The sequence below is a fragment of the Conexibacter sp. DBS9H8 genome (assembly GCF_023330685.1).
Taxonomy (GTDB): domain Bacteria; phylum Actinomycetota; class Thermoleophilia; order Solirubrobacterales; family Solirubrobacteraceae; genus Palsa-465.
The window spans coordinates 3,530,578-3,555,589 of record NZ_CP097128.1 but is presented as its reverse complement, the minus strand read 5'-3'; the positions used below and the strand labels follow the sequence as shown (position 1 = coordinate 3,555,589).

16 protein-coding genes and 1 pseudogene are annotated in these 25,012 nt (G+C 69.6%); 6 read left to right on the top strand and 11 right to left on the bottom strand.

Annotated elements, in window-relative coordinates:
• Window positions 1–36 precede the first annotated feature (36 nt).
• From M3M55_RS17000 to M3M55_RS16980, 5 genes and pseudogenes are all read right to left on the bottom strand, one after another.
• Window positions 37–831 (bottom strand): YrhK family protein, encoded by a 795-nt coding sequence (locus tag M3M55_RS17000; RefSeq protein ID WP_249010696.1) that lies wholly within the window; start codon window positions 829–831, stop codon window positions 37–39.
• A 51-nt stretch (window positions 832–882) separates the two neighbouring features.
• On the bottom strand, window positions 883–2,031 hold the full coding sequence (locus tag M3M55_RS16995) for a HoxN/HupN/NixA family nickel/cobalt transporter (protein ID WP_371878715.1): 1,149 nt from the start codon (window positions 2,029–2,031) through the stop codon (window positions 883–885).
• A gap of 354 nt (window positions 2,032–2,385) precedes the next feature.
• Window positions 2,386–2,859 (bottom strand): annotated as a pseudogene (locus M3M55_RS16990) ((2Fe-2S)-binding protein); the annotation flags it as partial.
• Window positions 2,860–2,861: 2 nt separating this feature from the next.
• Window positions 2,862–5,291 carry a molybdopterin cofactor-binding domain-containing protein gene (locus M3M55_RS16985; RefSeq protein ID WP_249010693.1) on the bottom strand — a complete coding sequence of 810 codons (2,430 nt, stop codon included), beginning with the start codon at window positions 5,289–5,291 and terminating at the stop codon, window positions 2,862–2,864.
• A gap of 326 nt (window positions 5,292–5,617) precedes the next feature.
• The gene (locus M3M55_RS16980) at window positions 5,618–6,316 is read right to left on the bottom strand and encodes a hypothetical protein (RefSeq protein WP_249010692.1); all 699 of its coding nucleotides are present in this window, start codon (window positions 6,314–6,316) and stop codon (window positions 5,618–5,620) included.
• Window positions 6,317–6,602: 286 nt separating this feature from the next.
• Between M3M55_RS16980 and M3M55_RS16975 the strand changes: the two genes are divergently transcribed.
• Window positions 6,603–8,954 (top strand): CocE/NonD family hydrolase, encoded by a 2,352-nt coding sequence (locus M3M55_RS16975; protein ID WP_249010691.1) that lies wholly within the window; start codon window positions 6,603–6,605, stop codon window positions 8,952–8,954.
• A gap of 66 nt (window positions 8,955–9,020) precedes the next feature.
• On the opposite strand, the gene chrA is transcribed toward M3M55_RS16975, so the two are convergent.
• The gene (chrA, locus tag M3M55_RS16970; RefSeq protein ID WP_249010690.1) at window positions 9,021–10,232 is read right to left on the bottom strand and encodes a chromate efflux transporter; all 1,212 of its coding nucleotides are present in this window, start codon (window positions 10,230–10,232) and stop codon (window positions 9,021–9,023) included.
• Between the two features lie 111 nt (window positions 10,233–10,343).
• Between chrA and M3M55_RS16965 the strand changes: the two genes are divergently transcribed.
• Window positions 10,344–11,561 carry an acetyl-CoA C-acetyltransferase gene (locus M3M55_RS16965; RefSeq protein ID WP_249010689.1) on the top strand — a complete coding sequence of 406 codons (1,218 nt, stop codon included), beginning with the start codon at window positions 10,344–10,346 and terminating at the stop codon, window positions 11,559–11,561.
• A gap of 103 nt (window positions 11,562–11,664) precedes the next feature.
• Here M3M55_RS16965 and M3M55_RS16960 read toward each other — a convergent pair whose 3' ends face one another.
• The 4 genes from M3M55_RS16960 to M3M55_RS16945 all read right to left on the bottom strand — a co-directional run bounded on the left by M3M55_RS16960 (window position 11,665) and on the right by M3M55_RS16945 (window position 18,368).
• Window positions 11,665–13,125 (bottom strand): phosphatidylserine/phosphatidylglycerophosphate/cardiolipin synthase family protein, encoded by a 1,461-nt coding sequence (locus tag M3M55_RS16960; RefSeq protein WP_249010688.1) that lies wholly within the window; start codon window positions 13,123–13,125, stop codon window positions 11,665–11,667.
• Window positions 13,126–13,159: 34 nt separating this feature from the next.
• On the bottom strand, window positions 13,160–14,014 hold the full coding sequence (locus tag M3M55_RS16955) for a 3-hydroxybutyryl-CoA dehydrogenase (protein WP_249010687.1): 855 nt from the start codon (window positions 14,012–14,014) through the stop codon (window positions 13,160–13,162).
• Window positions 14,011–14,835, bottom strand: a complete 825-nt coding sequence (locus tag M3M55_RS16950) for a helical backbone metal receptor (RefSeq protein WP_249010686.1) — start codon at window positions 14,833–14,835, stop codon at window positions 14,011–14,013. Before M3M55_RS16950 ends, M3M55_RS16955 begins: the two co-directional genes overlap by 4 nt.
• A 74-nt stretch (window positions 14,836–14,909) precedes the next feature.
• On the bottom strand, window positions 14,910–18,368 hold the full coding sequence (locus M3M55_RS16945; RefSeq protein WP_249010685.1) for a methylmalonyl-CoA mutase family protein: 3,459 nt from the start codon (window positions 18,366–18,368) through the stop codon (window positions 14,910–14,912).
• Window positions 18,369–18,569: 201 nt separating this feature from the next.
• Here M3M55_RS16945 and M3M55_RS16940 point away from each other — a divergent pair, with 201 nt between their 5' ends.
• The 3 genes from M3M55_RS16940 (at window position 18,570) to M3M55_RS16930 (ending at window position 21,878) form a co-directional block, all read left to right on the top strand.
• Window positions 18,570–19,733: a CaiB/BaiF CoA-transferase family protein gene (locus tag M3M55_RS16940; RefSeq protein ID WP_249010684.1), complete on the top strand. Its 1,164-nt coding sequence runs from the start codon at window positions 18,570–18,572 to the stop codon at window positions 19,731–19,733.
• 162 nt (window positions 19,734–19,895) lie between these two features.
• Window positions 19,896–20,978 (top strand): phosphotransferase family protein, encoded by a 1,083-nt coding sequence (locus M3M55_RS16935; RefSeq protein WP_249010683.1) that lies wholly within the window; start codon window positions 19,896–19,898, stop codon window positions 20,976–20,978.
• A gap of 6 nt (window positions 20,979–20,984) precedes the next feature.
• A complete protein-coding gene (locus M3M55_RS16930) occupies window positions 20,985–21,878 on the top strand; it encodes a MaoC/PaaZ C-terminal domain-containing protein (RefSeq protein WP_249010682.1) in 894 nt (297 codons plus the stop codon).
• Here M3M55_RS16930 and M3M55_RS16925 read toward each other — a convergent pair.
• A complete protein-coding gene (locus tag M3M55_RS16925) occupies window positions 21,826–22,803 on the bottom strand; it encodes an NADPH:quinone oxidoreductase family protein (RefSeq protein ID WP_249010681.1) in 978 nt (325 codons plus the stop codon). The genes M3M55_RS16930 and M3M55_RS16925 overlap by 53 nt on opposite strands.
• A gap of 216 nt (window positions 22,804–23,019) precedes the next feature.
• On the opposite strand from M3M55_RS16925, the gene M3M55_RS16920 reads away from it, so the two are divergent.
• Entirely contained in the window at window positions 23,020–24,960 is a 1,941-nt protein-coding gene (locus tag M3M55_RS16920; protein WP_249010680.1) for a GAF domain-containing protein, read from the top strand.
• Window positions 24,961–25,012 lie beyond the last annotated feature (52 nt).

The following is a 25,012-nucleotide window of genomic DNA, read 5'->3' as shown; positions in this document are numbered from 1 at the left end:
TGGCCCTCACGCAGCTCGGTACCGGGATGTGCGCAACTAGCTCGGCTCCTGGAACGAGTGGTCGCGGGACCCGTCGCGGCCGATCGAGTAGGCGTTCGATGCCCGTGTCGGTCGGCGCGGACGCGCGGCCCGTAGCTGCTCGAGCTCCCGCTCGGCTCGCCCCGCCGCCCGGACGGTCAGATGACGCAGCCGCGGCACCTTGTGGGTCGCGCCCAGCCCCACGGCGGTCAGGGCACAGCCGAGGAAGCAGGCCGCTCCCAGTGAGGTGGTCCAGTCTGAGATCGGCGCCGAGATGAGACTCCCCGGGTGGCCGGTCACATAGCCGGTCACCGCCGAGATTCCGAACAGCCCACAGCCGAGCAGGTTGACCCCCGCCTCCCACCACCCGTGGTGCCCGGTGTGGGGCCAGAGGCCCCGGCGCGGTGAGGCGAGATAGCAGATCGCGCCGGAGATGAGGAAGCAGGCCGAGCCGATCAGGTTCGGACCCCAGACGACCGTGTCGTAGTGGCGGTTGGTGACCGTCACCGAGACCGCCGCGAGCGTCATCACGTTGAACAGGAGCGTGCCGACGGACTGAATCCAGGCCGTGCGCCACCCGGCCAGCCCCTGAGGACGGGCGTCTCGAGCCGGCAGCGCGAGGAGGCACTGCGTCACACCCCCGAGCGTGAAGAGGATCGAACCGACGAAGAACGTCAGCGCGTCCGCCCGGGCGCCGACCGACCTCGTGTAGGCGTTGAGAGGCCCGGCGACGAAGCACAGCGAGCCGAGGCCAAAGAACACTCCCATCGTCCGTGCCTCCGCCCGGTCGAGTCGCACTCGGCTCTGCCGCATCGTCGCCAAACGCTAGTACACGCCGGGAACGACCCGGGGAGAGACCGGCCGTCACTCCTCGGCGGCCGCGGCGAGCCCCCGTTCCCACCGCGCCTCGACGTCGGCGAACCGCCAGTAGGCGAGGGCGGCGATCCAGATCACGATGAACAGGCAGACGATGATGATCCCCGCCGTGTTGATCGAGAACGTGCTGGCCCAGTTCGACAGCCAGCCGGTGAGGTGGAACTCGCCGCCGAGGACCTGGAGCACCTCGATCGTGCCGATCACGAACGCGACTGCGATCGACAGCCCGGTGATCATCAGGTTGTAGTAGACCCGCCGGACCGGGCGGGCGAACGCCCAGCCGTAGGCGGTGTTCATGAAGAAGCCGTCGAGGCTGTCACACAGCGTCATCCCGCCCGCGAACAGGAGCGGCAGACACAGCACCGCGTAGAAGGGCAGCCTCTCCTCAGCGGCGACGGCGGTGCCGGCGAGCAGGAGCACCTCCGTCGCGGTGTCAAAGCCGATCCCGAAGATGAAGCCGACCGGGAACATCTGGTACGTGTGGTTGATCGAGTTCATCCAGCGCCCGAAGAACCGGTACATCAGCCCACGCTTGTCAAGCTGGCGCTCCAGTTCCGCCTCATCGAACTCGCCGCGACGCATCCGCCGGAAGACGCCGACGATGCCGGACAGCACGACGACGTTGAGGCTGGCGATCAGGTAGAGGAACGCGACCGAGACGAGGGTGCCCGCCGCACCTCCGGCCGTCTCAAACCCCGAGTTCGGGTTGACGATGCCACCGAACACCGAGCGGGCGGCGATCACGATCGCGAGCCCGACGACGAGCAGCACCGTCGAATGGCCAAGCGCGAAGAAGAAGCCGGTGCCCAGTGGCCGCTCGCCGTCCCCCCGCTGGGCCAGGAGCTTTCGCGTCGAGTTGTCGATCGCGGCGATGTGGTCGGCATCGAAGGCGTGACGGGCCCCGAGGGTCCACGCGGTCACCATGATCCCGAGACCGATGCCGAGGTCGTGGCCGGCGTAGGCGTGCTGGTGGTGGCTGAACAGGCGCTTGGGCTCGACCGCCAGCACGTAGAGCAGGATCGCGCCGAGATTGAGAGCTGCGATCGTCGCGAGCATCAGCCCGGCGCTGCGCCGCTCCTTCGGGGTGAGCGACGCGAGACCTGCGCGGAGCTTCGGGAACGCTGACAAGTGGGTCATCCTCCTTCTGGGGAGGATGAAGGAGTTCTGACACCCGTCACGGGTGCCCAACCGCCCTTCATCCGAGGACTGGCATGGACACGCTCGAGTGAGGCGACCGGGCTCGTCCTCTCCGACCACGTGGGCCAGCGGGGCTTTACCGTTGCGGGACAGCGCCGGGATCAACCGGACTTCGCTGCAGTCGGCGTGACGCCGGAACACCCGGCGGGCCCGGGACTCTACCTCACCGGCAGGCGGTAGGTCCCGGGAGTGTGCTCAGCGTGCGGCCCGGTTGTGGTGATGCTCGCGCTTGAGCTCCCGGCCAGGCAGGATCGGGTCGTAGGCGTTGGGCTTCTTCAGCAGACCCTGGTCGATCATCATCTGCTCGCCCGCCTTGATCGCCTCGCGGATCCGGAAGTACGTGCCGCAGCGACAGACGTTGCGGAACGAGTCGAGGTCGGCCTCATTGACCCGGCGCCCGGCCGCGTGGGCCTCCTCGATGAGAGCGACGGCGTGCATGATCTCCCCGGGTTGGCAGTATCCGCACTGGGCGACGTCGTAGTCGAGCCAGGCCTGCTGGAGGGGGTGCAGGGCCTTGCCGACACTACCGGGCAGGCCCTCGATCGTGAGCACCTCATCCGTCGGCTTGAGGTCGCCGACGAGGACCCCGCAGAGTTGGACCGACACGCCGTTGATCAGGCTCGTGCAGGCCTTGCAGACGGTGAGCCCGCAGCCGTACTTGGGGCCGTGGACGCCGAGGAGGTCCCGCAGCACCCACAGGAGGTGGACGTCGTCGGGGCAGTCGACGGAGACGCGCTTGCCGTTGAGGATGAACGTGTGCGTGGGCATGGTCAGTGATCCTTCCGCTTGGCGGAGTGGTGGGCGTGCCGCGTCGTGTGGTGGGCGTGCTTCTCACGCTCGGCGCGGCGGCCGGCAGCCTTGTCAGCCTGTTCCTGGGCGATCACCGAGGCGTACTCGGTCGTCGGGGAGGCCGGGATCGGCGGGACGGTCGGATAGGGCGTGAACCAGAGCGGCTCGGCGTAGTTGATCGGGAAGCGGGTCGGGAAGATCCCGGTTGCCTTCCAGTACGCCCCGGCGGTCGCGGCCATCGACGCCGCCACCCCGAGCTCACCGGCCCCGCCGGGCTCGTTCGTCGTCGGGGGCATGACGATCACGTTCACATCCGGCGGGGTGTTCCACTGCCGGGTGTAGGCGGTGTCGTCCCAACTCGCCTCGAGGAAGTAGCCGTCCTCCAGGTGCAGGGAGTAGCTGAGCGCCTGGGCGATGCCGTCCATCGACCCGCCCATCATCTGGGCCTGCAGGCCCAGCGGGTTGATCGGCAGCCCGACGTCGACGACGAAGGTGACCTTCGTCACCCGCGGGCCGCCGTAGCCGTTGGGGATGACCCGGTTGACGGTCCTGGGTGTGCAGTCGATCTCCACGACGCAGGCCGCATACCCCTTGTACTCGCGGTGCACCCCGATCCCCTGGGCGGTTCCCGGAGCCATCGTCCTGCCCCAGTCGGCCGCCTCGGCGACCTTGTCGAGGACGGCGACCATCCGGGCGTCTCGGGCGTAGTCGCGCCGGAACTGGTAGCGATCGACGCCCTGCAGGGCGGCCATCTTGTCGACCATCAGCTCGCCGGCGGTGCGCACATCCGGGGAGTAGATGTTGCGGACCGAGGAGGTGTTGAACTTGTCATAGGGGTACACCTCCTCCAGTAGCTGGGTCGTGGGCCCGAAGTTGTAGGGGCTGCAGGCGGTGAGCAGGAAGATCGACTGGGAGTAGCCGAGCGAGTTGGCGTCCGGGAGCGTCGCCGCGTAGGCGCTGAGGATCTCCCCGAGGCCGTGGCTGAAGTCGGTCGCCACGGAGGTGTGGCGCTGGTCGAAGGCGATGATGTTCTTGCCGCTGTAGGTCATCCGCACCCGGGAGGTGCACATCGGATGGACCCGACCCTGGCGGAAGTTATCGGCGCGGTGCCACATCAGCTTCACCGGCTTGCCCATCTTCTGGGCGATCACCGCCGACTCAAAGGCGGCATCGGCGAATAGGTGGCGACCGAAGCTGCCGCCCCCCTGGGTGACGTGGCAGGTGACCTGGCTGACCTGCATCCCGAGCAGGGACGCGATCTTCTCCTGAGCCCAGATCGGTGCCTTCAGCGAGGACCAGATCTCCGCGGAGTCCTTGGTGACGACGGCGACCGCGCAGTTGGTCTCCAGCGGATCACCGGGGCGGAAGTTGAACACGAACCGCTCATCGATCGTGTCACCGAGCGCCGGGGTCATCGGCAGTTCCGACTTGATCAACTGAGACTCCACGTCGGAGGCGTACATCCCCTCGGCGGTGCCCGGGGCCCAGTCGACCTGCATCGCCCGGATCGCGTCGATGCATTGCCCGAAGGTCGCCGCGCGGACGGCGACTCCTCCGTTGATGTGGGCTGAGTGGGGGATGACGGCGACATCGGTGACACCCGGCATCGCGAGGATCTCCGCCTCGTTGTTGAGCGACCGTGCGCTGCCGTTGAGGGTTGGCGCGCGGCAGACCATCGTCGGCAGCGCGCCGGGGGGCGTGATGTCCATCGCGAACACCTTGGTGCCCGTGACGGCGGCGAGCGCGTCGATCCGCCGCTGCGGGGTGCCGACGAGCTGCTGGGCGCTGTGAGGCTTCAGGTTCGGCTTCACGAGCGTGTTCTTGCTCACCGCCGCCTTGGTGGAGAGGGTTGCGTAGGAGACGGTCTGGCCGAGGGAGGAGAGGACCGCCCCGCCGGCCGTGCTCAACTGCGAGACCGGTTGGTTGAGGTAGAGAGCGGCGGCCTGGAGGAGGGCCCCGCGGGCCGCCGCGGCCGCCGCCCGGAGTGGGTCGTAGATCGAGTGGATCGTGTTCGACCCGCCGGTGAGCTGGTTGAACACGAGTTGGGGCTCGGCGTCGGCGAGGGTGATGTTGATCTGGGAGAGCGGGACGTCGAGCTCGTCGGCGATGATCATCGCCGCCGCGGTCGTGATGCCCTGGCCGACCTCGGCCCGCGGCATGGCGAAGGACACCGAGCCGTCCTTCTCGATCACCACGCGGATGAGGTTCGCCGTCGGCGCCGCCGCGTCGTTGAGCAGGTCGCTGAGGTCGTACTCGTCGACGGGTTGGGACGTGGGTACCCCCGCGGCTGACGCGGCCGCGGGCCGCTCCAGGCGTGCCGCCGCGATCAGCGTCGGACCGGCGACGAGGAATGCGATGAACCGACGACGGCTGACGGGCCGCTCGATGAGCGGATCAGTAGATGTGGCCACGGTGAGCCTCCCAGCTCTCGAATACACCCTGCGGATCGGTGGCGTCACGTCCCGGGTCGCCTCGGTCGAAGCCGACGAGGGTCACAAAGCCTCCCTGTCTCAGTAGTAAACCACAGTGCGTACCTAGAGGTATGGGCGGCGCACCTCTCAGCGGGGTGCGGTCTCAGAGAGGCCGATCGCTCGGAGGCGACCGAGTTCTCTGCGTCCGCCGGGGCGCCAGGGTGCCCGCACGGGCGGCCCTGGGGGAACGCGACGCCGCCGTCGGCTGCCTCGCCCTCCGGTACGGCCGGCCCCCTGTCAGCCGGTCGCGCCCGGGTGCCGGTGGATCAGAAGACCGTGATCTGGAAGGCCTCCGACAGCGAGTCGCGCCTGTTGAGGCGCGGACCCGCGTTGACGTAGAAGCGGTAGGTCCCGGCTGCCTTGTGGGCCGGGGCGACGATCGCCCGGTGGCTGACGTACCCGCAGACGTTCCCGCGACCGAGGTACACCCGCCGCAGCACCCGCGTTCCGCGGCGGTTGGTGACGAACCCGTAGATCCTCTTGTCGGCGAGGGCGACCCCGGAGACGGCGACCTGCCGTGCCTGGTACGGGCGGGTCGGCGTGCTGGCGACCTTCAGGGCGAGGGTCGTCAGCAGCACCGATCCGAGCTCGGTCGTCACCGTCCCGTTGGGTCCGAAGTCCTGGACCGACAGGTTGACACGGCGGCCCGGGATCGGGCCGATCGGATTCCCGGGCGGGTAGACGTCGGTGAGGGTCGTGTCCGCTGCTCCGGTCGCGCCGAAGGTCCCGTCCGTACTTCCGGCCGAACCGAGTCCCTGCCCGGGGATGGTGGCGTCGAGCACGAAGTTGTCCGAGGCTCCGCCGCCGCTGAGGCGGACGTGGATCGCGGTGACGCCGTGGGGCGGGACCGCCTGATAGCAGGGGGCGAGTGGCCCGATCGTCACCGCCGCCCGGGCGGAGGCGGGCACCGCCAGACCGGCGGCGGCGGTGAGGGCGCCCGCCAGCATCGTGAGGTCTCTCTTCATCGATCTCTTCCTCCCTGGGTCCGTCCTCGTTGGGTCCGTCCTCGTCCGTCGGTCGGGTCCTCGTCCGTCGGCCGATGGGGTGTGGGGCCGGACGGCCGAATGGCCGAATGGCCGAATGGCCGCCGGGACGATCTCACGATAGGCCGCGGTGCGGGCCCACACAACTCGCCCCGGTCAGCGAGCGGACCGCGGTCAGCCCGGGCGGTCGCCGGTTGCTCGCCGCCAAGTGATGTGAGAGAGTCCTCCCATGTGGAGAGGGCGGCGTCGGTGGCGGCGTGGATGGGCAGTGGTCGGGCTCGCGCTGATGGGGGCGCTGCTCACGATGTCGTCCGCCTCGGCGGCCCCGACGCGGACGGGTCTCACGCCCCGTACTCGGCCGGCCCACGCGGCGATCGTCGCCCACTCGAGTGCCGAGCAGGTGTACCTCACCGGGCTCGCCCCCCGCGCTCGCATGGAGTTGCTCAACCGTCGTGGCCGTCGGGTGCAGGTCAAGCGAGCGGACGCGCAGGGCGGCCTCATCTTCTACGGCGTCCGGCCCGGACGGGGTTATCGGGTCCGCGGGCTCGCCCGCCGGGCCGGTACCTCCGCGCCGGTCACCGTGTACTCGGACGCCTCGGCGCCCTGGGACCCCGGGATCTATCACCAGACGATCAAGGACAGCGGCTATCAGTACCTCACCGTGCGGGACGGGGTGCAGCTCGCGATCGACGTCCACCCGCCGCCGACCCCGGCGGGCCTCGGTCTGCCGACCCTGACGCTGCCGGGTGCGCTGCCCGACTACGCGCCGCCCTACCCGACGCTGATCGAGTACTCCGGCTACGGATACGCCGACCCTGCCGGTCCCCAGAACGGGATCGCCGCGATCGCCAACCTGATGGGCTTCGCCGTCGTTGACGTGAACATGCGCGGCACGGGCTGCTCCGGCGGCGCCTACAACTTCTTTGAGCCGCTCCAGAACCTCGACGCCTATGACGTGATCGAGACGATCGCCCACCAGCCCTGGGTGCTCGGCCACAAGGTCGGGATGCTCGGAATCTCCTACGGGGCGATCAGCCAGCTGTTCGCCGCCCAGACCGACCCACCGGACCTGGAGGCGATCGCACCGCTCTCCACGATCGACGCCACCGCGACGACGCTCTACCCCGGAGGGATTCTCAACACGGGGTTCGCCGTCGCCTGGGCCAACCAGCGCCAAGCGGATGCCGAACCGGCGCTCAATTCCCACTACGACCAGGGCTGGGCCTGGAAGCAGATCGCCTCCGGTGATGCGATCTGCAAAGCCAACCAGGCCCTGCACGGGGAGGCGGAGAACCTCCCCAAGACGATTCGGGCCAATTCGCACTTCATCCCGCGCTTCGCCAACCCGCTCGACCCGATCACCTTCGTCCACAAGATCCACGTCCCGGTGTTCATGGCCTGTCAGTTCACCGACGAGCAGACCGGCGCCCACTGCCCGGCACTCGTCGCCCACTTCACCGGCACGTCCCAGAAGTGGTTCACGTTCACGAACGGGGTTCACGGCGACTCCCTCGACCCCGTCACCCTCAACCATCTCTTTGACTTCTACTCCCTCTTCGTCGCCCACCGGGCCCCCCAGCTCAACGCCCCGCTGCTGCGGTCGAGCGCCCCGCTCATCTATCAGACGGCGTTCGGCACCCCGAACAACGATCCGATCACCCTGCCACCGGACCCGATTCAGAACGACCCCACCGAGGCCTCGGCGATGGCTGCCTTCACGGCCCTTCCGGAGGTGACCGTTCTCTTTGACAACGGCGCCGGGGCCTCCCCCAACGGCAGCTTCACCCCCGGCAACCCCTACCCCGGCTTCAGCGCCGGCTTCCCGACCCTGCCGGTCCCCGGAACCGTGCCGGCGTTCTTCTATCTCGGCCCGGGCGGCAGCCTCAACACCGCGCCGCCCACGGCGCCGGGGGTGGACACCTACACCTCCAACGCCCACGCGCTCAGCCTCAACGACTTCATCAACGGACCGAACTCGGAGGCCGGTGGCCTGTGGGGGGACGCGGCCCAGTGGCACTGGGACTGGCAGCAGAACCCGGCGGGCAGCGCCGTCTCCTACCTCAGTCAGCCGCTTCTGCACAACACGACGGTGATCGGTGCCGGCGCCGTCCACCTGTGGGTGCGCTCCTCCGCCCGCGACGTCGATCTGCAGGCGACGATCTCCGAGGTCGATCCCGACGGTACGGAGACGTTCGTCCAGAACGGGTGGCTGCGCGCCTCCGAACGGGCGCTGTCGCGAGGCACCAATAACGAACTCGCCCAGCGCAGCACGCTGCTGCAGCCGATCCCTGCCTTCACCAAGGCGGCGGCGGCACCGATGCCCGCCCACCGGTTCGTGGAGGTGGTGATCCCGCTCTACTGGGAGGGTCACGTCTACCGCGCGGGCACGCGCATCCGCGTCACCATCGCCGCCCCGAACGGCACCCAGCCGGTGTGGTCCTTCTCCCAGACGGTCGGCAACGGGGCGAAGGTCGCGGTGCGGTTCGCGCCCAAGATGCCTTCGAGCCTGATCCTGCCCGTCGTCCCCGGGGTGGCGGTACCAACTCCGCTGCCCCCCTGTCCCAGCCTCCGCAACGAGCCCTGCCGGACCTACGTGCCCTTCCACAACGCCGGAGCCTGAGCCCCGGACGTCGTCGGACCGGGTCCTGCCCTCAGCGCGCCGGCCGGCGGGCCGAGGACGCCGCCCTTAGACCGGCATCCCGACGAGCGCGAGCAGGACCCCGAGCGCGCCGGTGCTGAGGAGGACGCCGACGACGCCGCGGCGCAGGACCAACAGCGCAACGATCGAGCCGCCGAGGACGAGAAACTGCCAGGCCTGGGTGAGCGGCTCGGCGAGCAGCACCGCCGCGCCGAGGATCGCCCCGATCGCCGCCGGGCCAGCCCCGTCAAGGAACGCCCGCGCCTGCGGGTTGGCTCGCAGGCTCCCGAAGCGTGGGGCGCCGGCGAGGATGAAGGCGAAGGAGGGGAGGAAGGCGATCGTCGCCGCGAGGGCGGCCCCGGGCAGGCCGGCGGCGGCGTAGCCGACCGCGGCGACGGTCGAGACGACCGGTCCCGGGGTCACCTGACCGAGGGCGACCGCGTTGAGGAAGTGGGCGTCGGTCATCCAGTGGTAGACGTGTACGGCGTCCCCCTGCATCAGCGGCACGATCACAAAACCACCACCGAAGGAGAGCGCCCCAACCTTCAGCGCGGTGAGTGCGAGCGGGCCGAGACCGCCGACCTTGAGGCCGACCCCGACCGAGGCGAGGCCCGATGCTCCCGGCCGACCCGAGCCATCCGGCCGGCGCGACGGCTCCGGCCGACCCGAACCGTCCGCTCCGCCCGACCTCTCCCGCCGCCCGGGCCGCCCCGACAGCACGAGCTCGACGGCCCCGCAGCCGAGCAGCACGAGCACGAGCCCGGCCCCGAGCCACACCGTCGCGGCCGCGCCGGCGCCAAGGTAGATGCCCCAGCGGAGTCGCCGGGCGTGCGCCCCGGCCGTCGCGGCGAGGCTCGGTGTGAGGAAGCCGCGGGCGGCCTGGAGGGCGACCGCGGACACCGCCGCTCCGGCCCCGGCACCCGCTCCCCGCACCCACAGCGGCGTGTGGGCGGCGAGGAAGAGCACGGACAGGGCGGTGACGAGGATCACCGCCGGGAGGATGAAACCGAGCCCGCCGACGATCGCCCCGAGCGGACCGGCGGCCCGGTAGGCGCAGAAGATCGCCATCTGGGTCGACGCGGGGCCCGGCAGCAACCCACAGGTCGCGTTCGCGTCCTGGAACTCGACCGCGTCCATGATCGCGAGTCTGTCGACGACGAGCGGGCGCAGCAGCGCGATGTGGGCCGGCGGGCCGCCGAACCCCGTCACCCCGATCCGCGTCCACTCCCGCGCGACGGTGGTCAGGGGCAGCCGGGACATCGCCGCGCCGATCCTAGCCCGGCGCGCCCCGCCACCGAGCGACGTGACAGACCACCGAGAACTGTAAAGTCGTGGGCGGTCCAGGTCCCCCGCCGCAAAGGAACACGATCCATGCCCGCCACCGAGCCGCTTGTCTTTGACGCCATCCGCACCCCGCGCGGCCGTGGCAAGTCCAACGGGTCCCTGCACACGACCAAGCCGGTCGACCTCGTCGTGGGTCTCATTCACGAGCAGCTCAGCCGCAACCCTGGACTCGATCCGCACCGCGTCGACGACCTCGTCCTCGGCTGTGTCAGTCCGATCGGCGACCAGGGTGGGGACATCGCCAAGACCGCCGCGCTGAAGGCGGGGCTGCCTGAGACGGTCTCCGGCGTCCAGATCAACCGCTTCTGCGCCTCCGGGTTGGAGGCGGTCAACCTCGCCGCCCAGAAGGTCGGCTCGGGCTTTGAGGACCTCGTCTTCGCCGGCGGCGTCGAGTCGATGTCCCGCGTGCCGATGGGCTCAGACGGCGGCGCCTGGGCGATGGACCCGGCCACCGCCTACGACACCTACTTCGTTCCCCAGGGCGTCTCCGCCGACCTGATCGCGACCGTCGAGGGCTTTGGGCGGGAGGATGTCGACGCCTACGCGGTCCGCTCGCAGGAGCGTGCCGCCGCCGCCCAGGCGGACGGCCGCTTTGCCAACTCGGTCGTGCCGGTCAAGGACATCAACGACCACGTCATTCTCGACCACGAGGAGTTCATCCGGCCGGGCACGACGGTCGACTCGCTCGCCACGCTCAACCCGTCCTTCGCGATGATGGGGGAGATGGGGGGCTTTGACGCGGTCGCGCTGCAGAAGTACCACTGGGTCGAGAAGATCAACCACGTCCACACCCCCGGCAACAGCTCCGGGATCGTCGACGGCGCCGCGCTCGTCGCCGTCGGCAACGAGAAGATCGCCTCTGAGCTTGGCCTGACCCCTCGCGCCCGGATTCTCGCGACCGCCCTGTCGGGCGCCGACGCGACGATCATGCTGACCGGCCCCGCGCCCGCGTCGAAGAAGGCGCTCGCCAAGGCGGGGCTCAGCGTCGAGGATCTCGACCTCGTCGAGATCAACGAGGCGTTCGCCGCCGTCGTGCTCCGCTTCGTCCGCGACATGAACCTCGACATGGAGAAGGTCAACGTCAACGGCGGGGCGATCGCGATGGGCCACCCGCTCGGGGCGACCGGGGCGATGATCCTCGGGACCCTCATCGACGAGCTGCACCGCACCGGCGGCCGCTACGGCCTGGCGACCCTGTGCGTCGGCGGCGGGATGGGGATCGCCACCGTCGTCGAGGCGATCTAGGGGGCGGCCCCGGGCCGGAACTCGGGCCCGCGCGCGCCCGGGAGCATCGTGGGCGCCGGCATCGAGGGCGCCCACGCGCATCACCGTCGGTGTCGGGAGAGACTCATCCGTCGGTGATCAGCCCGTTGAGCGGGCCGAGCACGCGACGGGAGCGGCGGGACACGCCGGGCATCGCGAGCAGGTGATGGCGGGGTGGGGCGCCCCGGCGCATTCGCGCGAGCTCATCCAACGCGATCGGGCGCCACAGTTCGTCGACGACCGCCGACGGTTCCCGCCCCGAGAGCGCCGCGACCGGCACGTCCAGATGTTCGGCCCACAGTCGCAGGCGGGTGTCACGGGCGAGCGCTGGGTCGTCGCAGACGACGTTCATCTCCGTGTCGTTGAACAGCGAGTGCGCGTTGAGGTTCGCCGAGCCGACCGTCAGCCAACGGTCATCGACGATCCCCACCTTCGCATGGACATAGAGCCGGTCCTCACGCTCGCCGCTGAGCGAGCGGAGCGTGGCGACGAGCAGCCGGTCACCGTCATCGGCGTCCTTGAGCACCGCAACCTGACCGAGCGTGTCGTCCTGGCCGTTGTTGGCCCGTGTCGGCAGGACGATGACGAGCCGGAAGTCGCTTCGCGGTGGGTGCCGGAGCTTCTCCACGAGTGCCCGGGTGATCTCCGGCGCCCAGAGAAACTGGTTCTCGAGATAAATGAAGCGTTCCGCGCCGCGAATCGCCCGCCGGTAGGACTCGAGGATCCGAAAGTCCCCGTCGGGCACCCGGTCGTACATCCCCTCGGCGACGGTCCGCACCACCTGGACGGTGTGCCCGCCGAGCGGTGGCGGCGGTGTCACCGGGGTCAGCCGCTCACCGGTCAGCTCCCACCAGCGAAGGCTGAAGTGTGCGGCCACGTCCGCCACCGCCGGGCCCCGCAGGCGGGTCCCGACGTCATGCCAGCCAAGCCGCCGGCGGGCCGGATGACGGGAGCTGTCCCAACGGTCCCCGGCGAGGTTCGTCATGTCGAGTCCGCCGACGAAGGCGATCTCCCCATCCACGATCACGAGCTTCTCGTGATGGCAGTGGAAGGGATGTTCGCGCGGATCGGTCTCGACCCGGACGCGGGTCCGCCGCGTGAGGGCCTCCCGTGCCCTTCGGGTTTCGGCGCGCGTCGGGTGGAAGAGTGGGACGGGAGATCCCGCCCACATCAGGACGCGGACGTCCACTCGTTCGGCCGCCTCGGCGAGAAGCGCCCCGGCGGAGCCGTCCTCCTCGCCGCGCAGGAGTTCGAAGTCCGGGGCGATGTGCCAGCCGGCGACCCACACCGATCTCGTCGCTGACCGGATCGCCGCCGCGATCGCCCCGAAGGCCTCATCACCGTCAATGAGGACCCGCAGTTCGCATCCCTCCCGCGGCTCCGGCTCGCCCGCCGCCCACCACCCCGGTCCGGGCTCGAGGCAGGGCAGCCGTCCGTGGGCGACGAGCCGCCGGCGGTGCTTGGCCAGCACGGCCGCTTCAATCACGTCCCCGAGCTTCCCGTCGGCACGCGCGACCAGTGCCGCGGGTGGGGGCAGGCGGGGCATGGGCGAAGCTGATCCGGTTGGGCCGCGGTCGCGCTCAGGCGTAGTCGTAGAACCCCTTGCCGGTTTTGCGGCCGTGCGCCCCGGAGACGACCATTCGCTTCAACAGCGGCGGCGGGGCGTACTCGGGCGCCTTGAACTCCTCAAACAGGGCGTCGCCGATCGCATAGAGAACGTCGAGGCCGATGAAGTCCGCGAGCGTGAGCGGCCCCATCGGGTGGCCGCAGCCGCGCACCATCGCCTCATCGATGTCCTCGCGGCTCGCGAATCCGTCCTGGAACATCCGGATCCCGGACATCAGGTAGGGGACGAGCAGGAAGTTGACGATGAACCCGGACCGGTCCTTGGTCCGCACGGTGAACTTGCCGATCTGGCGGGCGAACGCCTCCGCGTCGCTGACGACGTCCGGGTCGGTGCGGTAGCCGACGACGATCTCCACGAGCGACATCACCGGCACCGGGGAGAAGAAGTGCAGGCCGAGCACCCGTTCGGGCCGCTGGGTCCAGGAGCCGATCTGGGCGATCGGGATCGAGGAGGTGTTCGAGGCGAGGAACACCGCGTCATCGAGCAGCCGGTCGAGGGCCTGAAACAGCTTGCCTTTGACGGTGACGTCCTCGGTCACGGCCTCGATTACGCCGTCGACCCCGCTGAAGCGATCGAGGTCGGTGCTGAAGCTGATGCGCTCCAGCGTCGCCTCCCGCTCCTCCGCGCTGAGCCGGCCGCGGGAGACCGCCCGGCCGAGTGACTCCTCGAGCCGGGCGCGGGAGCGCTCAAGCGGCGCGGCCTCGGGCTCGTAGATGATCACGGGCACCTCCGCCCGTGCGCAGGACTCGGCGATTCCCGAGCCCATGAACCCTCCGCCGACGATGCCCACCGCGTTGATTGACCTCATGGGTGCCAGCCTAACCCAGCCGTGCTCGGCGCCGGCGCCACCTCCGTCCCCGCTCCGGCGGGCGGGGGCTCAGCGCCGCCGAGCGCGTAGTCGGCGAGGTAGTGCAGGCCGGCGATCGCCCGGCTTCCGTACCAGGAGCACATCTCCCCGTCGATCAATGACACGGTCGCTCCCGGGACGGCGGCCCGCACCTCCGCGAGGTGGCGGGCCTTGAAGTGGAAGGGCTCGGAGGAGAGCAGCACCCGGTCGATCCGGTGGGCGTACTCCTCCAGGCGGACCACGGGGTAGCGGTCGGTCGCGGCCAGCGGGTGGGTCCGCCAGCCGACGAGCGCGAGGGTGGCGGAGATGTAGGTGTCGGGTGAGACGGTCATCCACGGGTCGCGCCAGATGAGATAGAGCACCTGATCGGGGACCCGACCGGCGACACGCCGGGCGACAGCGGTGGAGGCCGCCTCAAACGCGACACACAGCGCCTCGGCGGCGGCCTCGACGCCGAAGATCGTGCCGAGCTGGCGGTACAGGGCGAGGTTGTCGGCCGGTCCGAGCGGATGGGTGACGATCACCTCGGGCACAAAGGCGGCGAGCGCCTCGGCGTCCTCACGTCGGTTCTCGTCGACGTTGACGATCACGTGCGTCGGCGCGAGTGCGCGGATCACCCCCATCCGCAGGTGCTTGGTGCCGCCGACCTTCGGGATCGCGGCGACCCGGTCCGCCGGATGGATGCAGAACCCGGTCCGCCCGACGACCCGGTCGCCGAGCCCGAGTGCGAACAGCAGCTCGGTGATGCTGGGGACGAGGGAGATGATGCGGGGCTCGGGCATGGACGGGTGGGGCGGGTGATGGGGGTGCTGACCACCGGGTCAGCCCCCCCCACTCAGGAGGTTGGCGATGCTCCCTACATGTTGCGCCGGTACTCGCCGCCGACGGCGTACAGCGCGGCGGAGATCTGGCCGAGGGAGGCGACCTTGACCGTTTCCATCAGCTCGGCGAACACGTTTCCGCGGGCGCGGGCGACGTCCTGGAGGCGCGCGAGCGCGGCCGGGGTGCGGTCGGCCGCGCGGGCCTGGAAGGCCGCGAGGTTGTCGATCTGGGCCTGCTTCTCCGCGTCGTCGGAGCGGATCAGCTCGAGCGTGTCGATCTGCTCGCCGTGACCGTCGCGCGGCAGGAACGTGTTGACGCCGATCAGGGGCAGCTCGCCGGAGTGCTTGAGCCGCTCGTAGTGGAGGCTCTCCTCCTGGATCTTGGAGCGCTGGTACATCGTGTCCATCGCGCCGAGCACGCCGCCGCGTTCGGAGATCCGGTCGAACTCGGCGTAGACGGCCTCCTCCACGAGGTCGGTGAGCTCGTCGATGATGAAGCTGCCCTGCCACGGGTTCTCGTTGAAGTTGAGGCCGAGCTCCCGGTTGATGATCAGCTGGATGGCGAGGGCGCGGCGGACCGACTCCTCCGTCGGGGTGGTGATCGCCTCGTCATAGGCGTTCGTGTGCAGGCTGTTGGCGTTGTCGAACAGCGCGTACAGCGCCTGCAGGGTCGTGCGGATGTCGTTGAAGGAGATCTCCTGGGCATGCAGGGACCGGCCGCTCGTCTGGATGTGGTACTTGAGCATCTGGCTGCGGGCGGCGGCGCCGTAGCGCTCGCGCATCGCCCGCGCCCAGATCCGCCGGGCGACCCGGCCGATCACCGCGTACTCGGGGTCCATGCCGTTGGAGAAGAAGAAGGACAGGTTGGGGGCGAAGTCGTCGATCGCCATCCCGCGGGCGAGGTAGTACTCGACGATCGTGAACCCGTTGGCGAGCGTGAAGGCGAGCTGGCTGATCGGGTTCGCCCCCGCCTCGGCGATGTGGTACCCGCTGATCGACACGCTGTAGAAGTTGCGCACGCCCTCGTCGATGAACGACTGCTGGACGTCGCCCATCATCTTCATCGCGAACTCGGTCGAGAAGATGCACGTGTTCTGGGCCTGGTCCTCCTTGAGGATGTCGGCCTGGACGGTGCCGCGCACGGTGGCGAGCGTCTCGGCGCGGATCCGGGCGTACACCTCGGGGGGGAGGAGCATGTCGCCGGAGACGCCGAGCAGCGCGAGGCCGCGGCCGGTGTTCGTCGCGGGCAGCTCACCGGCGTAGCGGGGGCGCCCGTGGTCGCGCTCGCTGAAGTACGCCTCCAGGCGCTGGTGGGCCTCGGGCCAGCCGCCGGTCTCATCGAGGTGGCGTTCGACCTGCTGGTCGATCGCAGCGTTCATGAAGAAGGCGAGGATGATCGGGGCGGGCCCGTTGATCGTCATCGACACCGACGTGTTCGGGGCGCACAGGTCAAAGCCGGAGTAGAGCTTCTTCGCGTCGTCGACGGTGGCGATCGAGACGCCCGAGTTGCCGACCTTGCCGTAGATGTCGGGCCGTACGGCGGGGTCCTCGCCGTACAGGGTGACCGAGTCAAAGGCGGTCGACAGCCGGGCGGCCGGCTGACCCTCGGAGAGGTAATGGAAGCGGCGGTTGGTTCGCTCCGGTGTGCCCTCCCCGGCGAACATTCGGGCCGGGTCCTCACCGGCGCGACGGTAGGGGAACACCCCGCCGGTGTACGGGTAGCCGCCGGGCAGGTTCTCCTTCATCAGGAAGCGCAGCTGGTCCCCCCAGCTGCGCGAGCGGGGGGCGGCGATCTTCGGGATCGGCGTGTTGCTGAGCGATCGGCGGTAGTTCTCGCCGGCCACCTCCCGCCCGCGGACCGTGTAGGAGTAACGCTCGGCTTGGACGCCGGCGAGGCGCTCGGGCCAGTCCTTGAGCAGCGATACCGCCTCGGTCCCGAGGTCCCCGACGGCGGCGTTGTAGCGCTCGCGCAGGACGCCGAGGGCGTCCTGCGTCTCGGCGTCCGGCGCCCGGACCGGGTCGAGCGGCTCGCCCAGCGCCGGGTCGGCGAGGGTCTGCAGGGCGTGGTGGAGGTGCTGGGCCGACTCGGCGAGGGCCGCCTTGGCCTCCACGTCGGCGTTGATCGCCCGGCCCTGGCCGGCGATCTCGGCGAGGTAGCGGGTCCGGTCACCCGGGATGAGGACGTTGGCGGTCGGCTCCCGCTCGGCCGGGACGTCGCCGATCGTCCAGGCGTCCGAGTCGACGCCGGGGACCTGGCCGATCCGGGCACACAGGTTGGCGAACATCCAGGTGACGCCCGGGTCGTTGAACTGGCTGGCGATCGTCGCGTAGACGGGGATCTCCGCGTCGGGTGAGTTGAAGTCGACGTGGTTGCGCCGCCACTGCTTGCGCACGTCCCGCAGCGCGTCAGCGGAGCCGCGGCGGTCGAACTTGTTGATCACGACGATCTCAGCGAGGTCGAGCATGTCGATCTTCTCGAGCTGGCTGGCGGCGCCGAACTCGCTCGTCATCACGTACACGGGCACGTCGACGAGGTCGACGATGTCTGAGTCACTCTGACCGATCCCGGCCGTCTCCACGAGGATGAGGTCAAAGGCGGCGTGGCGCAGCAGCACGAGCGCGTCCGCGAGCGTCGCGCTCGTCGCCCGGTTGCTCGCCCGGGTGGCGAGCGATCGCATGTAGATCGCCGGGTTGCGCAGGCTGTTGAGCCGGATCCGGTCTCCGAGCAGCGCCCCGCCGGTCCGCCGCCGGGTCGGGTCGACCGCGAGCACGGCGACCCGCCGGTCGGGGAACTGGTGGCTGAGACGGTGCAGCAGCTCGTCGGTGACGGTGCTCTTGCCCGCCCCGCCGGTGCCGGTGATCCCGACGATCGGCACGGCCGGGACGTCGGCGCGCAGCGCCGCGAGCTCGTCACGGTCATAGTCGCCGTCCTCCAGCGCCGACAGGGCGCGGGCGACCTGCTGGTCGGTCGGCGGGGAGTTCCCGTCACCGTCGAGGCGCAGTGAGGCGGGCTCGTGGTGGCGGGCGGCCCGGTGGGCGGCCGTCCGGTCCACGAGGTCGTCGATCATCCCGTCCAGGCCGAGGGACATCCCGTCATTGGGGTGGTAGATCCGCTCGACCCCGTAGGCCTGCAGTTCGACGATCTCCTGCGGGGTGATCGTGCCGCCGCCGCCGCCGAACACCCGGATGTGGGCGGCGCCCCGCTCGGCGAGCGAGTCGACGACGTACTTGAAGTACTCGACGTGGCCGCCCTGATAGGAGCTGATCGCGATCCCGTCCGCGTCCTCCTGGATCGCCGCGCGGACGACGTCGGCGACGCTGCGGTTGTGCCCCAGGTGAACGACCTCGACCCCCCGGTCCTGGATCAGCCGGCGCATCACGTTGATCGCCGCGTCATGTCCGTCGAACAGCGAGGCGACGGTGACAAACCGCAGCGGCGACTCCCCCGTCTCACGGGTCTGGGCTGGATCGGCGGCGCTGTCCTGGACGGCCATGGTGCTCCCTCGGCGTTTAGCGGGTCGTGATCGGTGCGTCTCAGAATGGTACTAGGAATTCCAACTATCGTGGGGCAAAGGTTTTTTTTGATGGGTCGGCAGGGGACGGGTGGCGAGGGACTCGCCAACGGCGGACCTGGCAGACTCCCCCGCCATGCTCTGCTCCACCCCCTCGGCGGCCCGGCGGGCCCGACGCCCCTGATGCCCGGCCCCCTCCACGGCCTGAAGGTGCTTGAGATCGCGAGCATCGGTCCCGGCCCGTTCGCGGTGATGATGCTCGCCGATCTCGGCGCCGACGTGATCCGGCTCCAGCGCGCCGGCGGTGGCGGCACGGGTCTGGACGCCGGCACCTGGAACCTGACGACGCGGGGCCGGCCGTCGGTCGGCGTCGATCTCAAGAAGCCCGAGGCGGTCGAGCTCGCCCTCACCCTCGCCGGGCAGGCGGACGTGCTCATCGAGGGGTTCCGGCCCGGCGTGATGGAGCGCCTCGGGCTCGGGCCCGACGCGGTGGCGGCGGCCAACCCGAAGCTCGTCTACGGGCGGATGACCGGGTACGGCCAGGACGGCCCGCTCGCCAACGTCGCCGGGCATGACATCAACTACATCTCCGTGTCGGGCGCGCTCGGGGGGAGCGCGCGGGCGGGGGAGCGGCCCCTGTTTCCGATGAACCTGCTCGGGGACTACGGCGGCGGTGGGATGCTGCTCGCCTTCGGGGTCCTCGCGGCGGTGTTCGAGGCCCAGCGCTCCGGGCAGGGCCAGGTCGTCGACGCGGCGATGGTCGAGGGGGTCGCCGTCCTCTCCACCCTGATCCATGCGATGCGCAACGTCGGCATGTGGAGCGACACGCCGGGCACGAACATCCTCGACTCAGGCGCGCACTGGTATGAGGTCTATGAGACCGCCGACGGGAAGTACCTCTCCGTCGGCGCCCTGGAGCCCCAGTTCTACGCCCGGCTGCTCGAGCTGCTCGAGCTCGACCCGGCCGAGTACCCGCAGTTTGACCGGGACCGCTGGCCGGAGCTGAAGGAGAGGTTCGCCGCGCTGTTCCGGACCCGAACCCGGGAGGAGTGGACGGCGCTGCTCGAGGGGGAGGAGACGTGCGTGACCGGGGTCCTCGGACTGGGTGAGGCGGCCTCCCATCCCCACAACCGGGCCCGCGGCGTGTTCGTCGAACATGACGGCGTGACCCAACCGGCGCCCGCGCCGCGGTTCAGCCGCACCCCCGGCGAGCTCGGGCTGCCCCCGCGGGAGATCGGGGCCGACACCGACGCCGCCCTCGCGGCCTGGGGCATCGGCGCCGAGGAGATCGCGCGCCTGCGGGCCGCGGGGGCGGTGTCCAGTCAGGCGTCGTCACACGGTAAGTAAGGACGTTCCGGGCCGCTCCCGTCTGACGCCCGCCGCTGGCACACCCGAGCGGGACGCGGCTCGATCCGGGGTGTGGAGCCGTCGGCTGGCGCCCGGTTCCTGTGCCGTGACGGGAAGCTTTGGAGGAAGCCACAGTGTTGCCTCGGCGGTCGCTGGGTATCGGTGGGAAACTTCACGAACATCATCGGCATGGGCATTGAGAGCACCTCGGCCGGAATCTTCGGCCTCGATGAGCAGGCAGTTGACGCATGGTTGAGCGATCACGTTCGGACGCTGACCCCGCCATGCTCGTTCCGGCTCATCTCGGGGGGCCAGTCCAACCTCACCTTTCTCGGGACCGATACGGCCGGGGCCGAGTTCGTCCTCCGCCGTCCACCAGTCGGGGAGCTGCTGGAGTCAGCCCACGATATGGCGCGGGAGCACCGGATCATCGAGGCGCTCTCTCCAACGCCCGTGCCGGTCCCCGACGCGCTGGGGCGCTGCGATGATCCTGAGATCACTGGATCGCCCTTTTACGTCATGGCGTTCGTCGACGGGCTGATCATCCGCGATCAGGCGGACTGCGAGCGTCTGCTCGCTCCGACCGCCCGCGCCGCGGTCGGAGCGTCAATGATCGACACCCTGGCGGACCTGCACACGGTGGTGCCCGGTGACGTCGGGCTGATGAACCTCAGTCGTCACGAGGATTACATCGCCCGTCAGTTGCGGCGGTGGTCCGGGCAGTGGCGTGCCTCGGCGGATCAGGAACTCCCGGCCGTGAGGGCCAGTCACGCGCTGCTGGCCGCTCGGATACCCGCCCAGCGCCGAACCTCGATCGTCCACGGGGATTTCCGGATGGACAACGTCGTTCTGGCGCCTGACGGCCACGTGTCCGCCGTTCTCGACTGGGAACTCTGTACGCTGGGCGACCCGCTCGCTGACCTCGGAATGCTTTTCGTCAACTGGGTTGATCCGGGCGAATCGACCGGACATCTGCTCAGTGGCACTCCGACGGCCGCCGGCGGGTTCGCAAGTCGCGACGACCTGCTGAGCCGTTATGCCAGCCGCTGTGACGTCGACGTGAGCGACGTGCCGTACTTTGTCGCCTTCAGCCTGTGGAAGTTGGCCTGCATCGCAGAGGGCATCCGTGCGCGACTCGAGGCTGGAGCGATGGGCGACCTCCTGGCCGAGCAGCGCGAAGACGACCTCCGGCAGAAGGTCACGGCCTTGGCCGAAGCGTGTCTGGAACTTCTCGAGAGCCGGTAGCTGAGCATGGAACCCACCCAGCTGGTTGGCCGCACCTACGTTGTCCCCGCACACACCTGGAACGACCGCGACGTACTCATCTACGCCCTCGGGGTTGGGGCCGGACAGCACGACCCTTACGACGAGCGCGAGCTCGCCTTCACGCTGGAAGACCCGGCAGGCGTCCCGCTCGTGTTGCCGACCTTCGGCGTCGCCGTCTCCCACCAGGTCGCTGAACTGGCCTACCGCGAACTCGATCTGACAAAGGTCGTCCACGCTGAGCAATCGCTGACTTGGAGCGGGGCTCTGCCGGCAGCCGCCACCGTCCGCATTGAGTCGACGGTGACCGACGTCTATGACAAGGGCGCGGGCGCGCTGATGGTGAGTGAGACCGTCGTCTCCGATACGCGGACCCGGGTCGTGCGGATGCGCGCACGGACCTCGGTGTTCGTGCGCGATGCCGGCGGCTTTGGCGGAGATCGTGGGCCAAGCGAAGCGTGGGCCGTCCCGGAACGGACGCCCGATCACGTCCTCATGGCCGATACCCGGCCGGATCAGGCGCTGCTCTACCGACTGAGCGGGGACCGCAATCCCCTGCATGCCGATCCTGCCTTCGCGCGGGCGGCCGGATTCGACCGGCCGATCCTGCACGGTCTGTGCACCTACGGAATGAGCGCGCGACTGTTGTTGCATGCGGTCTGCGGCTCTGACCCCGAGGCTCTGGCGAGCCTGTCGGCCCGATTCTCCGCTCCCGTTGTTCCCGGCGAGTCGCTCACCGTCCACGCCTGGGTGGATCACGAGGATCCGGAGATCGTGGTGTTCCAGACCTTCGGTGCCGACGGCCGGGTAGTCCTCGACCGCGGCCGGCTCACCCTGCGGGGGGCGTCGCAACCACCTTGCCGCGGATCTCTCCGCGGCTGAGGCGCTCCAACGTTTCGGGAATCTGCTCGAACTTACAGCGCGCAATGAGATCGCGAGAGACATAGCCACGGGCTAACAGGGAAGCGAGATCGACTGCGGTCGTGGCCATCATCGTCGGGTCGACGTCTAGGAACGCTCCCCAGGCGACGCCGACGGCGGCCACGTTGCGCAACAGCAAACGGTTGACCTTGATCTCGGGAATCTCGCCGGCGGCGAAGCCGACCACGAGGATCCGGCCCTCGGGTTCCAGCGCCCGCACTCCCTCGAGGAACAGCCAACTCCCAAGCGGGTCGAGCACGATATCAACGCCTCGGCCGCCGCTCAGTTCACGGACCTGCGTCGCAAACCCGTGCTCGAGCACGATCGCGTGATCGGCCCCGGCCTTCTTGGCTGTTTCCAGCTGGGATTCATCGGCGACCCCGCCGATGACATTCGCCCCGTTGCCCTTGGCGATCTGGACCGCAGCCGTGCCTATGCCCCCGGCGGCTCCCAACACGAGCACGGTCTCGCCCGGACGCAGGTGACCGCGGCGGATCAGTGCGAAATGCGCGGTGTGGTAGTTGACTACCATTCCGGCGCCCGTGGCGAAATCAGTTCCCTCTGGCAGGCGCATCAGGGCATTGAGCGGAACCACGGCTCGCTCCGCGTAGGAGCCGGCCCAGATGAACGCAGCGACGCGGTCACCGACCTGCCAGCCGGAGTCGTCGGGCGCTGAGAGCACCTTGCCGGCCACTTCACAGCCGGGAACGAACGGGACCTCTGGCTTGTGTTGATAGGTGCCCGTGGTGATCAGCAGGTCCGGAAAGTTGATCCCGATCGCGCCGATCTCGAGCAGGACCTCAGATGGTCCGGGAGACGGCTCCGGCACCTCGCAGAGCTCAAGGGCTTGGGGACCCTCATAGGTGGTGAGTCGCAGCGCTTGCATCGGCGACGAATATGGTCGCTCGCGGCCGTGAGGCCAAACCGTCCGCGGATCGGCTCTGTCGATAGCTCCAAGGGACTGCGCGCCACGGCGCCGGCCCAACGAGCGCCCAGAGCCCATCCCGGTTCTGGTTTGCAGTGTTGGCCCGACGGTGGCACTCTATGTATCCGGAGAGGAAGTGCTGTGAGAGAGGAGAGCGGTTTGTCTGGTCCGCAGGACATGCCGATCGACGCGGAGCCACACCGTCGGGCGATTGACGCGCACGCGTCGGTGGTTCGTGCGCTCAAGAACATGACCACCGTCGATGACGTGCTGCACGTCGTCGCGGGTGAGCTGTGTCGCCTGGTCGGCGCCACCCGCTGCAGCGTCTATCTCAAGGATGGGACGACGGGCGTGTTCCGGGGGCGCGTCGGCTTGGCTTCCGTCGACATCAACGGACGGGTGCGCCAGCTCATCGCCGGCGTGGAGGCAGACCGGTTCACCCGGGAGATTCTCGAGACGGGGCGGCCCGTGCTGCTGCAGGACGCCCGCTTGGACCCGCGTCCGGTCCGCGCGACGATGCGCGCCTGGGGGGTGCGATCGATGCTCGGCCTTCCGCTGGTACGCGACGCCGAGGTGATCGGGCTGGCCTTTGTCGACGACGAACAGGGCACCCACCGTTTCACGGAGGTCGACCTCGAGAGCGTCACCGCATTCGGAGAACTTGCTGGTGGCGCGATCACCCACGCGCTCTCGACCGTCGGGGCCCGTGAGGACCTGCGGGTCGTCACCCGACAGAACGAGTTGCTGCGCCGCGCCGCTGCCCTCGACGAGCGGCTCACGCGCCTGGCCGTCGAAGGCGGCGGATTGGGCGCGATCCTGTCGGTGGTGGCTGAACGGACCGGTAAGCCGGTGGCGGTGCTCGACGAGCACCAGAGACCCTTGCTGGTCGCGCCATGCGGCAAACACGCCGAGGCCCTGCGCGCGCACCTCGACCAGTGGGGGCACCGCGAACTCTGCCACGCTCTGGATGGGCTCGGGGCAGAGCCGTCGATCATCGGCCCGTTCCCCGCGGTGGGGATCCACAACCGGCTGCTGGTCACAAATATCCAGGCACGTGGCGACATGCTGGGCCATCTCGTCATGACGGAGATCGGCAGTCAGCTGACTGCTCTGGACCGCCATGCGCTACGTCGCGCGGCGGTGATCGCAGCCCTGGAGCTGACTGCTCAACGTCGCGTCGTGGAGGCGGAGCGCGACAGTCGAGAGGCGCTCCTCTCCGATCTGATTCGCGGGGACCGCGACGCATCCTGGCTGCTGCGGCGCGGAGCTCAGCTGGGCCTAGACCTGGACCAGCCCCATGCCGTCTGTGTGATGGCCGGCATCGCTCCCGCCGCACCGCCGGAGCACGGCGGGCTCGCCGGGACGCTCGCCGCAGCGCTTGGCGTCGCGGCAATCGCCAGCATTGCCGTGGATGACACCACGGTTCTGTTGCTGCCCCTGCAGGGCCCGGGGCGGGTGGGAATCGACGCTATACGTAACGTGGTCAGCCACACGCTCGGAATCCTCGGCGGGGAGGGATCCGGTTTGGTGGCGGCGATCTCCGACCCCGTCGCCGGCCCCGGGGACGTCCACCACGCCCACGGGGAGGCAACCCAGATCCTGCGCTGTCAACGCACGGTCTGGGCAGCGGGCTCAGCACGAGTCCTGACCGCCAAAGACCTCGGGGCCGGCAGCCTGTTCCTGTCCTCGGTCGACCGCCGCGAGGCGGATCAGTTCGCACGGCGCTGGCTTGGGCCGCTGTTGGTTCCCGAAGTGGGTGGAGAATTGATGGACACCGTGCAGGAGTTCTTCGCCTGTGGACGGGGTATCCGCCTGACGGCAAGCTCTCTGGCTGTGCATGAGAACACGATCCGGTACCGCTTCGCCAAGGTCAAGGAGTTGACCGGTCTGGACATCTACGCGGACGCGGATGATCAGACAACCGCGTTGCTGGCCCTTCGGGTCCTCCAGTTGCAGGGACTCCGGCCCTGGCGTCTGAAGGTGTCGCCCGGCGGGGAAGTGTGCCCCGAGCCGAACCGGATCGCGGCCAGCCATCAGGGTGCCCCAGAGGCCGGGGATGACAGTCGGGTCGACGTCCACTTCCTGCGGCGCGATCCGGCGATTGTGCAAACCTCCTGACTGTGCAAACCTCCTAAAGGCTGGGCGGGCGTCGATTGCAAGCCTGCGGCGA

Coding starts and splice junctions, on each gene's coding strand:
- M3M55_RS17000 (WP_249010696.1), bottom strand. CDS start 831: ATGCGGCAGAGCCGAGTGCGACTCGACCGGGCGGAGGCACGGACGATG.
- M3M55_RS16995 (WP_371878715.1), bottom strand. CDS start 2,031: ATGACCCACTTGTCAGCGTTCCCGAAGCTCCGCGCAGGTCTCGCGTCG.
- M3M55_RS16980 (WP_249010692.1), bottom strand. CDS start 6,316: ATGAAGAGAGACCTCACGATGCTGGCGGGCGCCCTCACCGCCGCCGCC.
- chrA (WP_249010690.1), bottom strand. CDS start 10,232: ATGTCCCGGCTGCCCCTGACCACCGTCGCGCGGGAGTGGACGCGGATC.
- M3M55_RS16965 (WP_249010689.1), top strand. CDS start 10,344: ATGCCCGCCACCGAGCCGCTTGTCTTTGACGCCATCCGCACCCCGCGC.
- M3M55_RS16960 (WP_249010688.1), bottom strand. CDS start 13,125: ATGCCCCGCCTGCCCCCACCCGCGGCACTGGTCGCGCGTGCCGACGGG.
- M3M55_RS16955 (WP_249010687.1), bottom strand. CDS start 14,014: ATGAGGTCAATCAACGCGGTGGGCATCGTCGGCGGAGGGTTCATGGGC.
- M3M55_RS16950 (WP_249010686.1), bottom strand. CDS start 14,835: ATGCCCGAGCCCCGCATCATCTCCCTCGTCCCCAGCATCACCGAGCTG.
- M3M55_RS16945 (WP_249010685.1), bottom strand. CDS start 18,368: ATGGCCGTCCAGGACAGCGCCGCCGATCCAGCCCAGACCCGTGAGACG.
- M3M55_RS16940 (WP_249010684.1), top strand. CDS start 18,570: ATGCCCGGCCCCCTCCACGGCCTGAAGGTGCTTGAGATCGCGAGCATC.
- M3M55_RS16930 (WP_249010682.1), top strand. CDS start 20,985: ATGGAACCCACCCAGCTGGTTGGCCGCACCTACGTTGTCCCCGCACAC.
- M3M55_RS16925 (WP_249010681.1), bottom strand. CDS start 22,803: ATGCAAGCGCTGCGACTCACCACCTATGAGGGTCCCCAAGCCCTTGAG.
- M3M55_RS16920 (WP_249010680.1), top strand. CDS start 23,020: ATGCCGATCGACGCGGAGCCACACCGTCGGGCGATTGACGCGCACGCG.